10 protein-coding genes are annotated in these 12,643 nt (G+C 64.1%); all 10 read right to left on the bottom strand.

All coding sequences use genetic code 11. The features are described 5' to 3' along the window. Positions 1-25: 25 nt before the first annotated feature. A complete protein-coding gene (locus tag BHD06_RS09050) occupies positions 26-778 on the bottom strand; it encodes an ABC transporter ATP-binding protein (protein ID WP_080456666.1) in 753 nt (250 codons plus the stop codon). Further along, a complete protein-coding gene (locus tag BHD06_RS09045; RefSeq protein ID WP_080456665.1) occupies positions 775-1,638 on the bottom strand; it encodes an ABC transporter ATP-binding protein in 864 nt (287 codons plus the stop codon). Before BHD06_RS09045 ends, BHD06_RS09050 begins: the two co-directional genes overlap by 4 nt. Next, positions 1,635-2,549 (bottom strand): ABC transporter permease, encoded by a 915-nt coding sequence (locus tag BHD06_RS09040; RefSeq protein WP_080456664.1) that lies wholly within the window; start codon positions 2,547-2,549, stop codon positions 1,635-1,637. The genes BHD06_RS09045 and BHD06_RS09040 overlap by 4 nt, the downstream gene beginning before the upstream one ends. Further along, a complete protein-coding gene (locus tag BHD06_RS09035) occupies positions 2,546-3,601 on the bottom strand; it encodes an ABC transporter permease (protein WP_080456663.1) in 1,056 nt (351 codons plus the stop codon). The genes BHD06_RS09040 and BHD06_RS09035 overlap by 4 nt, the downstream gene beginning before the upstream one ends. Beyond that, positions 3,602-5,197 carry an ABC transporter substrate-binding protein gene (locus BHD06_RS09030; protein ID WP_080456662.1) on the bottom strand — a complete coding sequence of 532 codons (1,596 nt, stop codon included), beginning with the start codon at positions 5,195-5,197 and terminating at the stop codon, positions 3,602-3,604. A gap of 26 nt (positions 5,198-5,223) precedes the next feature. After that, positions 5,224-6,273, bottom strand: coding sequence for a dipeptidase (locus BHD06_RS09025; protein WP_080456661.1), 1,050 nt, complete (start codon positions 6,271-6,273; stop codon positions 5,224-5,226). Further along, positions 6,270-6,737, bottom strand: a complete 468-nt coding sequence (locus tag BHD06_RS09020) for a GNAT family N-acetyltransferase (RefSeq protein ID WP_176214317.1) — start codon at positions 6,735-6,737, stop codon at positions 6,270-6,272. Before BHD06_RS09020 ends, BHD06_RS09025 begins: the two co-directional genes overlap by 4 nt. A 112-nt stretch (positions 6,738-6,849) precedes the next feature. Further along, entirely contained in the window at positions 6,850-7,776 is a 927-nt protein-coding gene (locus BHD06_RS09015) for a choline/ethanolamine kinase family protein (RefSeq protein WP_080456660.1), read from the bottom strand. Continuing rightward, positions 7,773-10,205, bottom strand: coding sequence for an FAD-dependent oxidoreductase (locus BHD06_RS09010; protein ID WP_080456659.1), 2,433 nt, complete (start codon positions 10,203-10,205; stop codon positions 7,773-7,775). Before BHD06_RS09010 ends, BHD06_RS09015 begins: the two co-directional genes overlap by 4 nt. 4 nt (positions 10,206-10,209) lie before the next feature. Further along, positions 10,210-12,642, bottom strand: coding sequence for an FAD-dependent oxidoreductase (locus tag BHD06_RS09005; RefSeq protein WP_080456658.1), 2,433 nt, complete (start codon positions 12,640-12,642; stop codon positions 10,210-10,212). Position 12,643: the final 1 nt, after the last annotated feature.

Genomic DNA, 12,643 nt, shown 5'->3' with positions numbered 1-12,643 from the left:
GCACCTGGCCACATGCGGTTCCGGCTCATCGGATCGAATTGATCGAGCTTTCCAGCAAATGCCGCGTATAGGATGACTGCGCCTCGAAGCGGCGCATCGCCTCGACGCTCAGTACTTCCTCGAAACGGCCCTCTTTCATCACGCCGATCCGTTCGCACAAATGACCGACGACGCCCAGATCATGCGAGACCATGATGTAGGTCAGCCCATGCGCGCGCCGCAGATCGACCAGAAGGTTCAGGATTTCCGCCTGCACCGACACGTCCAGCGCCGAGGTCGGTTCGTCCAGCAACAGGATCGACGGATCGCAGGCCAGCGCGCGGGCGATGGCGACGCGCTGGCGTTGCCCACCCGACAGCTGATGCGGATAGCGAAACCGAAAACCGGGGCCAAGCCCCACATCGTCGAGCAGGCGACCGATGCGGCTGTCGATATCCTGTATCCCGTGCAGTCCCATCGCCTCGGAGAGCACGCGGTCCACCGTCTGGCGCGGGTGCAGCGACGCATAAGGATCCTGAAACACCATCTGTACCTTGCTGTAGAACGCCTTGCTGCGCTTTGCCCCCAGGGTTTCCCCGGCGACGGTCATCGCGCCCGACCATGTGGGCACCAGACCGGCGATGGCGCGCAGGATCGTAGATTTGCCCGAACCGCTCTCGCCCACAAGGCCAAAGCTCTCACCCTCGGCCACCTCGAAATCGACACCGCGCACGGCGTATGCGCGATCAGCCCCTGCTCCGAACCAGACATCGAGATCGCTGACCGTGACCGCACTCATTGGCGTGCACTCACCGAGGGAGCCTCGCGCCATGCCGGATCCCGCCTGAGAACCTCCAGATGGTCGCGCGGATGCTCCAGATCGGGCACGGCGTTCAGCAGGCCGAGCGTGTAGGGATGGCGCGCCTTGCGCAACTCGCTCGCCTTGCAGGTCTCGACGATGCGGCCCGCATACATGATCACGATCCGGTCGCAGAACTTGGCCACGAGGTTCAGATCGTGGCTGATGAACATCAGCCCCATGCCCCGATCGCGCACCAGCCTGTCGATGATATCGAGCACCTGAAGCTGCACCGACACATCGAGCGCCGATGTCGGCTCGTCCGCGATCAGGATTTCAGGGTTCGGCAGCAGCATCATCGCGATCATCACGCGTTGCCCCATGCCGCCCGACACCTCGTGCGGATAGAGATTGAACACCCGCTCGGGTTCGCGGATCGCCACCTCGTCCAGCATCTCCAGCGCCCGCTTGCGCGCCACGCCGCGCGACACATGCTCGTGCGCGCGCAGCGCCTCGACCAGTTGCTGACCGACCGTCATCACCGGGTTGAGCGAGAATTTCGGATCTTGCATGATCATCGACACGCGTCCGCCGCGCAGCTGCCGCATGCGTTTTTCCGGCACCGAGAGGATGTCTTCGCCGTGCACGTTCAGCCGGTCCGCCTCGATCATCCCCGGCGGACGGATCAGCCGCAGCACCGCGCGCCCGGTCATCGACTTGCCCGAACCGCTCTCGCCGACGATTCCCAGCCGTTCCTTGCCTAGGGTAAAGGAGATGCCCCGCACCGCGTCGAAGACACCGGTGCGGGTGCGGAATTTCACCCACAGGTTCTCCACATCCAGAAGCGGCGCTTGGGTCATGAATTGTCCTCTTTCGGGTCCAACACGTCGCGCAGGCCGTCGCCCAGCAGGTTGAAGGCGAGACTGATGGCAAAGATCGCGATGCCGGGGATCGTCGCGACCCACCAGGAATCGAGGATGTATTTGCGTCCCTCCGAGATCATCGCCCCCCATTCCGGGCTGGGCGGCTGCGCGCCAAGCCCGAGAAAGCCGAGGCCCGCCGCCGTCAGGATGATCCCGGCCATGTCGAGTGTCACCCGGATCACCAGCGACGAGATGCACAAGGGCCAGATATGCCGCGTCACGATGCGGAACGGCCCCGCCCCCTGCAACCGGATCGCGTGGATATAATCGGAATTGCGGATGGTCAGCGTCTCGGCGCGCGCGATCCGCGCATAGGGCGGCCAGGCGGTCAATGAGATGGCCAGCACCGCATTCTCGATCCCCGCCCCCAGGGCCGCCACGAAGGCCAGCGCAAGGATCAGCCGTGGAAAGGCCAGGAAGATATCGGTGAGCCGCATCAGCACCACGTCGATCCATCCGCCCGCATAGCCCGACACGGTGCCGACAATCAGCCCCACAAGCGGGGCGACCATGACCACCAGCGCCACGATATAGATCGAGATCCGCGCGCCGTAGAGCAGCCGGGAATAGATGTCGCGCCCCAGGCTGTCTGTGCCGAAAAGGTGCCCCCCCTCGCCCGGCGCCAGCAATCGCTGCCCCAGATTCTGCACAAAGGGATCATGCGTCGCCAGCAGCGGCGCAAAGATCGCGCTAAGGATCAGGAACCCCAGAACCAACAGGCCAAGCATCGCCAGCGTGTTCGAGCGTAGCGATAGCCAGCCCTTGTACCATGACGCGAACCGCGCCTGCCGACGCGACGTTGGCTCGTCGCTCAAAAGCCAGTCGCGCAGGCCATGCGATGTGCTCATTTGGACCTCGGATCGAAGAAACGGTAGAGCAGGTCGGAAAGGATGTTGATTGCCACGAAGATCGTGCCAATCACGATGGTCCCGCCCAGCACCGAATTCATGTCATTGGCCAGCAGCGACGTGGTGATGTATTGCCCCAGCCCCGGCCAGGCAAAGATGATCTCGGTCAGCACCGAGCCTTCGAGCAGATTGGCATAGGCCAGCGCGATCACCGTCACCAGTTGGATGCGGATGTTGCGAAAGGCGTGGCCCCAGACCACCTGCCACTCGCTCAGCCCCTTGACCCGCGCGGTGATCACGTATTCCGAGCCAAGCTGTTCGAGCATGAATGAGCGCGTCATGCGGCTGATATAGGCAAGGCTGTAATAACCCAGCAATGATGCGGGCAGGATGATATGTGAGAACGCGCTGCGGAACACCGCCCATTCGCCGCGCAGGGCACTGTCGACCAGCAGCATCCCGGTGATCGGTTCGACAATGCCCTGGTAAAAAATGCCCAACCGGCCCGGTCCGGCGACCCAGCCGAGGATGCCGTAGAAGATCAGAAGGCCGACAAGACCGAGCCAGAAGATCGGCATGGAATACCCGATCAGACCAATGAGCCGCGCCAATTGGTCGATCCAGCTGCCCCGGCGCACCGCCGCTATCACCCCGAGCGGTACGCCCAGCACGACGCCGAACAGCGTCCCCAGCGTGGCCAGTTCCAGCGTCGCCGGAAACACCCGGGCAATATCGGTCGTCACCTCTTGCCCGGTGCGGATGGATGTGCCGAAATCGCCTTTCAGCACATCCGTCACGTAGATCCAGAATTGCACCAGCAACGGCTGATCCAGCCCCAGATCGCGGAAGGTCTGGTCGTATTGTTCCTGCGTGGCACGTTCTCCGATCACCGCGAGAACCGGGTCGATCGGCATCACCCGGCCGATCATGAAGGTCACGAACAGCAGGCCGAGGATCGTCGCCGCGACGGTGGCCGCCGTCGCCAGCGTCTTCTTCAGCCAGGGCGGGAAGGACGGCCCAAACCGTCCTTCACCATGTGTCGTATCCGCCATCTACTTGGTGATCACCCAGTAAGAGACAGCCGTTGTCGCCCCGCCCGCGACGAAATTCTCGACATTGGACCGCATGCCGTTCTGCTCGATCTGCTGGAACATCACGCCGAACGGGCTGACCTGCTGATGCTCGCGCTGCAAATCGAGGTACATGTCGCGGCGGGCGTCGGTGTCATTCTCGACCACGGCGGCAAGGGTACTGTCGCTCATCTCGGGGATGCCCCAGGCGTTGCGCCATGCCAGAAGGCCGGTGGCACCCGCCTCGTCCGAATTGTCGGGATTGTAGGCGAAGGTGCCGGCATTGGTGTTCGGGTCGGGGTAATCCGGGCCCCAGGCCCCCAGATAGATGTCGTGTTCGCGCGCGCGGTAGCGGTCCAGCGTCTGCGCGCCGGTGCCGACGATCAATTCCACCTCGCAACCCAGTTGCCCCCAGGTGTTCTGGAGTGATTGCGCGATATCCAGCCGTTCCTGCGCATCGCGCACCGAGATCTTGATCGGGCCGCAGTCAGGATGGGCAGATTCGGCCAGCGCGCCCTTTGCCGCCTCGATGTCATAGGAGAACGGTGTCTCGTCAAGCGCACCGAGGAAGGTACGCGGCAGAAACGCCTGATGCACGGTATATTGCCCCTTGAGGAACGAGCCCGACATGCCTTCGTAATCTGTGGCCAGTTTCAGCGCCTCGATGACCTTTGGATCGGCCAGCATCTCCTTTTTCTGGTTGGCCGCGAAATACATCAGGCGACCGCGCAGTTCGTCGACGATCTTGACGCCCTCGGCATCCGCAAGACCGCCCACATCCTCCGGCGAGAGGTTGCGCGCCACGTCGATATCGCCGCGCTCCAGTTGCAGGCGCTGCGTCGCGCTTTCCTGTATATGCTGGACGATCACCCGTTCCATCGCCGGTGTCTCGCCGCCATAGTTGGGGTTGAGATCCATCAGCACGCTCTCGCTCGGCTTCCAGTCCACCACCTTGTAGGGTCCGGACCCGGCGGTATTGGTGCGCAACCAGGCATTGCCCATGTCACCGTCGACCGCATTCGCCATCGCTGTTTCCATGTCCACGATTCCGCCAATGGTGGCGGTCAGGCAGTTCAGCACGAAAGACACCGCATAGGGCTTGTCGAGCGTCAGAACCAGCGTCCGGTCATCCGGCGCGACGATGGTCTGCTCGACGTTCTCAGGGGTGAATCCGAACTGCGTCAGGATGAACGAGGGGGTCTTGTTCAACTGCACCGCCCGGCGCAGAGAAAATTCGGCGTCCCGGGCCGTCACCGGATTGCCCGAGGCGAAAACATTGCCGTCGGCCATGGTGAAGGTGATGGTCATGCCATCCTCGGAAATCTCCCAGCTTTCGGCCAGTTGCGGCTGATACCCGGCATCAAGGTCGAGCGGGTCGAAATTGACCAGCTTCTGATAGACATTGCGGCTGACATCGGCACCCGCGAATTCAAAACTCTCGGCTGGATCGAAGGTCTTGATATCGTCGATCCGGTTGGCGATGACTAGCATGTTCGGCGGCGTTTCCGCCGCGCCGGGGGCGGCCACGCCGACCGCCAGCATGGACGCAACCGCAGCCGCAACTAATGAGTGTCTCATGGTGTAAACCCCTGTTCCTGTTGTTGTCATTCGCCCCACGTCTTGCGCAGGACCCGTAACCAGTTCCCGTGCGTGACCTTGGCCAGGAGGCCATCGTCCACGCCATGAGAACGCAGTGCCGCGAGCATGTTTGGCAGGCCCGCACAATCCCCAATTCGATCAGGAACAAGCGCGCCGTCGAAATCGGACCCTAGGCCGATCCGGTCTTCGCCCAGGATGGTCAACATATGGTTGAAGTGACGGAGCACGATGTCAAGTTCAAACTCCGCATCCATCCGCCCGTCGGGACGCAGAAAGGCGCTGGCAAAGTTGATGCCGACCATGCCGTCGCTGTCACGGATCATCGCCAGTTGGCGATCGGTCAGGTTGCGCGATTGCGGGCAGACGGCCCAGGCGTTGGAATGGGTGGCAACCAGCGGCGCGTCGGTGATCCGGGCCACGTCCTCGAAACCCTTGGCATTGAGGTGGGACAGATCGACCATGACGTTCAGCCGATTGCATTCCCGGATCAGCGCCTTGCCGTCCTCGGTCAGCCCCGGCCCGGTATCGGGATCGGAGGGGTAACGGAACGGAACGCCATGGCCCCAGACGGTATCACGGCTCCAGACCGGGCCGAGCGACCGCAGCCCGCGCGCGTGCCAGCCATGCAGCTTTTCGAAATCACGGTCGACGGCCTCGGCCCCCTCGATATGAATGACGGCGGCCATTTCTTCGGCGGGCAGGGCCGCCTCGATCTCGCGAGCGTTTCGGCAGATGCGGATGGCCCCGGCGGCGGCGAGGTCGTTCATCGCCGCAAACCCGCGCTCGGTCCAGGCGGTCGCCTCATCCTCGGATATCGGCTCGGCCAGCGGAATGTCGTAGGGCGGATTGCACATCTCGTCATGGCGCACCGCCTTATCACCGGGGCTCGGCACAAAGATCGCGAACATACCGCCGCCAAACCCGCCCTTGATCGCACGCGGCTTGTCGATGTGACCGTCCGGCAGGCCCGACGCCACGCCCTCGGCGGTGACATCGCCGCGCAGCAGGCGCAGGATCAGGTCATTATGGCCGTCAAAGACGGGAAAGTCGGTCATGGTGTCTCCAGTGGCAGTTTGTAGCCAAGATGCGTGGCCTCGAACCCCGCGCCCTCATAAAACCGGTGCGCGTCGTCACGGCGGCGATCCGAGGTCAGTTGCACCAGCGTGCAACCCCGTCGCCGGGCTTCGTCGATCGACCAGTCCAGCAGCGCGCGCCCCAACCCCTGCCCGCGCAGGGGCCGGGCGACGCGCATCGCCTCGATCTGCGCCCGCCAGGCACCGTGGCGCGACAGGCCGGGAAGGAACGACAGCAGAAGCGTGGCGACCACCTGCCCGTCGCGTTCGCCCACGACAAGCATATGGTTCGGGTCCGCTTGAATCGCGTCGAATGCGCCCTGATAGGCGACGTCGGGCTCCGCCAGTTCCCGCGACACCCCGATATCGTCATCCCCGTAAAGCGCGACCAGCGCCGCAAGATCGTCTTGCCGGGCAGAGCGGATGAACAGAGCCGGGTAGGTCATTGTCCGACCCTTGGCGAAGTCGCCGCCGAACGCAATCGCAAATCCGCGTCGGCAATGGTCCATTCCCGCGAGCGGCCCACCGATGGCGAAGGCTTGCGGGCGCCGGGGCGTATCATCCCGCCCGCACCGCATCCAGATGACCCGCAAAGCACGCGTCCTGCATCAGCGCCCGGCAGCGGGCAAAACGCCCGGTCGCATAGGCCCAGAAATCCTCAGTGGGATTGTCATCGGCCAATTGGATAAGACCCCAGAGCGTCCAGAGCAGATCACACATCGCCTTGTAGATCACCATCCGCCCTTGTTCGGCATCGGTGGGCGCACGACCGAAATAGGCCGCCAGCATCTCGGCATCCTGCGCGTCATCCATCCCCGCCTCGATCGACAGATCCCCCAGATCCCAAAGCGGGTCGTTCATGCCTGAATATTCCCAATCGACGATCCACATGATCCCGCCGTCATCGAGAAAGTTCTCGCACAGCGGATCGCAATGGCAGGGCGCGAGCGGCAGATCGGCCTGCGCCAGCACGGCCTTCACCGGGGCGGCGGCCGCGACGACATCGTGATAGCCCTCGGGCAGGGCCACGTCCTTGCCCGACAGCACCTTGAGATAGTCGTCGATCATCGCAAAAAGCTCGAACCGAAACTGGAAAGTTTCGCCGGAATTGTGCAGTTTCGCCAGGGCCACCCCCGCCCGCGCAGGTGCCCCGGCGCGGCTGCGAAAGAGGTCCGGCGTCATGGTTACGATGTCCGGCACGGTCTCGGTGATCATAAGGCCGCTCTCTGCCTCGGCATGGATCACCGCCGGTGACACCCCCGCCCGCGCGGCGGCATGGGCGTTGTGCGCCTCGACCGCGCGGTCGATATAGGCCTCGGTCCCCTCTCCGGGGAGCCGCACGATCACCGACCGCATGCCCAGATCGACGCGATGCACCAGATTGGTCATGCCCCCAAGCCGCGTGATGCTGTCCGCCGCCGTCACATCCTCGAATCCCGGAGCCCTGCGCAATGCGCTCAGCACTTCTTCGGCGTGTTCGGTCATCGTGACACCTCCTCTCCTCTCAACGCCATGTTTTCGGGGTCATGGACCGGACCCTCCACCCGGGTGATCGGGTGCCGCTCTCCGAACAGTTCGAGCATGAACGCGGTCTCGTCCCAATGCGCCTTGTCGAGATATCCGCGCAGAACGGTCTTTTGCACCGTGTGCCCGAACGCCACGGAGGTGGCGAGCGACACCACCCTGTCGCCGATCAGGATCGTCTCACCTCCGGTCAGCGGCAGCTTGGCATCGGTCACGAAGGTGCAGAGCCTGCGGGTCAACGCCCCCCCCTTCTGTGCCTCCAGCACGCGACGCCCCTTGAAATCGCCCTTGGATTTCAGATGCACGCGAAAGCCGACCCCGGCCTCGATGGGTGTGTAATCGGGCGTCACGTCGCCCGACCAGTAGATATAACCCTTTTCCATGCGCAGGCTTTCGATGGCGCGGTAACCGACATTGGCGATGCCCACCCCCTGCCCCGCCTGCCACAGCCGGTCATAGACATGGGCCGCGAATTCCGTCGGGATATGCAACTCATAGCCAAGCGCACCGACATAGCCGATCCGCGCCGCCAGCACCGGGGCCGCCCCGACGATGATCTCGCGCGCGGTGGCAAAGGGGATCGCCGCGTCCGACACATCGCTTTCCGAGGCCGCCGCCAGCACCTCGCGGGATTTCGGCCCGACAATGTTGATGACCGCCTTGCCCGACGTCACCTCGATCATCTGGACCGAGCCGTCACCGGGCATATGACGCCGGATCCAGTCGCTGTCATGCACCCCGAAACCCGAACCGGTCACCATGTAGAACCGGTCCGCCCCCAGCCGGATGAAGGTCACGTCGGCCTCGGTGCCGCCCGAGTCGTTACACATCTGGGTATAGATCACCGCGCCCTCGGGCCGGTCCATGTTGGACACGCACAGCTCTTGCAGCAGCGCCAGCGTGCCCGGCCCGAGGATCTCGAACTTGGAGAACGACGACTGGTCGATCAGCGCCACCCGCTCGCGCACGGCCTCGTGTTCCTCTGCGACATGGCGCATCCAGCCGGGATCGAGGAAATCGAGCTGATCGACCGGCGCGACACCCTCCGGGGCGAACCACAAGGGCCGCTCCCAGCCGTTTTTTGAACCATAAACAGCACCCGCATCTTTCAGCCGCTGATAGAGTGGCGACAGGCGCAACTGCCGGGCGCTCTCATGCTCTTGCCCGGGATAGCGCATCTTGTAGTGATGCGCGTAATGCTCGACTGCGCGCGGATACATGAAGGCGCGGGTGCCATGATGCGGCCCGAACCGGCGCACGTCGAGCGGCCAAAGATCAAGCGAGGGGGCCCCCTCCACGATCCATTCGGCGATCATCTCGCCCGCGCCGCCCCCGGCGGCAATCCCGTAGAGAAATCCGGTGGCCAGCATCAGGTTGTCGAGCCCCGGCTGCCAGCCCATCACGAAATCGCCGTCCGCCGAATAGGGGATCGGGCCATTGATGACCTGCCGGATGCCAACCTCGTTTACGATGGGCGTGACCTGCCCCGCCAGTTCCGCCAGCGGCAGAAACCGGTCGAGGTTCTCGGGCAAGAGCTGGCGCACGAACGTGCCCGGAATCCTTGGGTCACCGAAGGGAGGCGTGCCCTCCTCGTAGCCGCCGATCACCAGCCGCCCGCCTACATCGGGCTTGTAATAGACCAGCCTTTCGGGGTCGCGCAGGGTCGGGTAATGGCCGATCTCGGAGCCGGTGGATTCGGTTATGATATACTGATGCTCTACCGCGCAGGCCGGAATACGCAGGCCCAGTTTGGCCCCCAGTTCGCGGCTCCACATGCCGGTGGCGAGGATGACGTTCTGCGCCTCGAAACCGCCAATACTCGTCTCGATATGGTTGATCCGGCCACCCGCCACGGTGAAATCCGTCACCTCGACGCCCTGCCGGATATCTGCCCCCTGCCTGCGCGCCGCCCCGGCGATGGCCTGACACAGCGACGCCGGATCGACATAACCGTCGGACGGGATATAGGCGGCCCCGTGCAGACCCTTTTCGTCGATCAGGGGAAACAGTTCTTTCGCTTCCGATGGGCCGATGATCGACATCTCCAGATCGAAACTGCGCGCCATGGTGGCCAGCCGTTTCGCCTCCAGCATCCGGTCGCGCGTCGCGGCAAGCCGCAGCGAGCCGGTCTTTTTCCAGTCGAATTGCAGCCCCTCCTCGTTTTGCAACCGGTCATACATCTCGACCGACTTGCGGAGCATCCGCGTGGTGTTGCGCGATGAGCGCAACTGACCCACCAACCCCGCTGCGTGCCATGTCGCGCCCTCGGTCAGGTTGGCGCGTTCCAGCAGCACGACGTCCTTCTCGCCCATCCGGGTCAGGTGATAGGCGATCGAGCACCCGATGATGCCGCCGCCGATGATCAGGTGTCTGGCGGAATGCTGCGCCATGCGCCTATCCCCTCACCCGGTCCATGCCGGGATCAAAGAGCGGATCGAGCGTGACTGTCGCGGGCACCCGTTCGGTCGCCACCTCCAGCTCGTATTTGCCGCTCAGAACGTAATCCCGGTCAATCGGTTCGGAAGCGCGCACATAGCCCATGCCGATAGAGCGGCCCAGCGTATGGCCATAGCCGCCCGACGACAGCCAGCCGCACCGCTCGCCGTTGCGATAGATGGTTTCGCGCCCCGACAGGATGGTGTCGCCGCCCGTGGTGAAGGTGGCGAGGATCTTGCCTACCCCGGTTTCGCGCTGCGCCGCCACCGCCTCGCGGCCCTTGAAGGAGATGTTCGATTTCATCTTGACCGCCCAGCCCAGACCGGCCTCGTCGGGGGTGTGATCCGGGCCGATATCAGCGGCCCAGGCGCGATAGCCCTTCTCCAGCCGCAAGGTCTCGATGGCGCGGTATCCGGCATTGCGCAACCCGTGTCCCGCCCCCGCCGCGTGCAACGCATCATAGACCGTCAGGGCATATTCCGTGGGCAGGTGCATCTCCCAGCCCTGCTCGCCCACATAGGTGATCCGCAGCGCCAGAACCGGGCAACCGGCGATGCCGATGCGGCGCGCGGTGGCAAAGGGCTGGCCTGCGTTCGACACATCCGCGCGGGTCACCGCCTCCAGGATCTCGCGCGCCTTGGGGCCAAAGAGCGACAGCACCGCGTTGGCCGAGGTCACATCGACAAGCTGCGCATTCATGCCTTGCGGAATATTCCGGCGGATCCAGTCGAAATCATGGGTGGCAAAGCCGGTGCCGGTGACGATGTAATAGCTGTCATGCCCGGTGCGCACGCAAGTGAGGTCGCATTCGATCCCGCCCCGGTCATTCAGCATCTGTGTATAGATGATCGAGCCCACCGGCCTGTCCACCCGGTTCGCCGCGATCCATTGCAGGGCGGCCTCTGCATCGGGGCCTTGCAGGATGAACTTGGCAAAGGATGTCTGATCGAACAGCACCGCCGCCTCGCGCGCGGCCTTGTGTTCGCGCCCGACTGGCCCATGCCAGTTGGGGCGCGCAAAGGTATATAGATCGCGCGCCACCTCGCCCGCCTCGGCAAACCAGTTTGGCCGCTCCCAGCCCAGCTTTTCGCCGAACACCGCGCCTGCAGATTTCAGCCGGTCGTAGAGCGGCGAGCGGCGGCAGGGCCGCCCGCTCTCGTGCTCTTCCGATGGCCAGGCCATCGTGTAATGCTTGCCGTAAGCCTCCAGCGTGCGGGTGCGCACCCAGTCGGTATCGGTGTGCGGGCGGCCAAAGCGGCGAATATCGACCGGCCACAGATCGTAGGGCGGCGCGCCCGTCGCCACCCATTCCGCCAGCGCCATGCCCGCCCCGCCCCCCGCGGCGATGCCGAAGGCGTTGAACCCGGCCCCGACGAAGACATTGGCCATTTCCGGTGCCTCACCGAGGATGAAATTCCCGTCCGGGGTAAAGCTTTCCGGCCCGTTGATAAGCTGCTTGACGCCAACGCTTTCCAGCTTTGGCACGCGCGGCAGCGCCAGTTCCATGAGCTGCTCGAAATGATCGAAATCCGACGAGAGCAGTTGAAAATCGAACGGCTCCGGGATGCCGTCCTGCGCCCAGGGAATCCCGTTGGGCTCGTATCCGCCCATCACCAGACCGCCCACTTCTTCCTTGTAATAGGTCAGCCGGTCGGGGTCGCGCAGGGTGGGAAGATCGGACGGCACGCCGAACGGCTCGGTCAGCATGTATTGATGCTCCACCGACACAAGTGGCACGGTCACGCCGATGGTGCGGGCCAGCTCGCGCGTCCATTGCCCGCAGCACAGCACCAGCTTTTCGCAGGCGATATCGCCTTGGGCCGTGCGCACACCGACCAGCTTACCGCGTTCGGTCAGGATCTCCGTGACCGGGGTGTTCTCCCGCAGCACCGCACCCCTGGCCCGCGCGCCCTTGGCCAGGGCCTGCGTGATGTCCGAGGGGCTGGCCTGCCCGTCGGTGGGCAGAAACGCCGCTCCGACGATGTCCGAGATATCCATCAGCGGCCACAGATCCTGCGCCTCCTGCGGGCTCAGTAACTGCATGTCGAGGCCAAAGGAATGCGCAGTCGTCGCCTGACGCTTCACCTCGGTCCAGCGTTCCGCGTTGCAGGCCAGTCGCAAGCCGCCATTCATCTTCCAGCCGGTGGCCAGCCCGGTCTCGGCCTCCAGCTTATCGTATAGCTCGATCGAATAGCCCAGAAGCTGCGTGATATTGGCGTTCGAGCGCAACTGCCCCACCAGCCCCGCCGCGTGCCAGGTCGAGCCCGAGGTCAGCGCCGCCTTTTCCAGCAGCAGCACCTCCTGCCCCATCTGCGCAAGGTGATAGGCGGTCGAGCACCCGATGATACCGCCACCGATGATGACGGTCTTGGCAGAGGACGGCAGCGTCATA

The sequence above is a fragment of the Roseovarius sp. A-2 genome, from assembly GCF_002072155.1.
Lineage (GTDB): Bacteria > Pseudomonadota > Alphaproteobacteria > Rhodobacterales > Rhodobacteraceae > Roseovarius.
Note: the sequence above shows the minus strand (reverse complement) of the source record. Positions and strands in the feature narration are given on the sequence as shown.

Bases quoted from the DNA above. Each gene is read 5' to 3' on its own strand.
- BHD06_RS09050 (WP_080456666.1), bottom strand. From the start codon at position 778: ATGAGTGCGGTCACGGTCAGCGATCTCGATGTCTGGTTCGGAGCAGGG.
- BHD06_RS09045 (WP_080456665.1), bottom strand. From the start codon at position 1,638: ATGACCCAAGCGCCGCTTCTGGATGTGGAGAACCTGTGGGTGAAATTC.
- BHD06_RS09040 (WP_080456664.1), bottom strand. From the start codon at position 2,549: ATGAGCACATCGCATGGCCTGCGCGACTGGCTTTTGAGCGACGAGCCA.
- BHD06_RS09035 (WP_080456663.1), bottom strand. From the start codon at position 3,601: ATGGCGGATACGACACATGGTGAAGGACGGTTTGGGCCGTCCTTCCCG.
- BHD06_RS09030 (WP_080456662.1), bottom strand. From the start codon at position 5,197: ATGAGACACTCATTAGTTGCGGCTGCGGTTGCGTCCATGCTGGCGGTC.
- BHD06_RS09025 (WP_080456661.1), bottom strand. From the start codon at position 6,273: ATGACCGACTTTCCCGTCTTTGACGGCCATAATGACCTGATCCTGCGC.
- BHD06_RS09020 (WP_176214317.1), bottom strand. From the start codon at position 6,737: ATGACCTACCCGGCTCTGTTCATCCGCTCTGCCCGGCAAGACGATCTT.
- BHD06_RS09015 (WP_080456660.1), bottom strand. From the start codon at position 7,776: ATGACCGAACACGCCGAAGAAGTGCTGAGCGCATTGCGCAGGGCTCCG.
- BHD06_RS09010 (WP_080456659.1), bottom strand. From the start codon at position 10,205: ATGGCGCAGCATTCCGCCAGACACCTGATCATCGGCGGCGGCATCATC.
- BHD06_RS09005 (WP_080456658.1), bottom strand. From the start codon at position 12,642: ATGACGCTGCCGTCCTCTGCCAAGACCGTCATCATCGGTGGCGGTATC.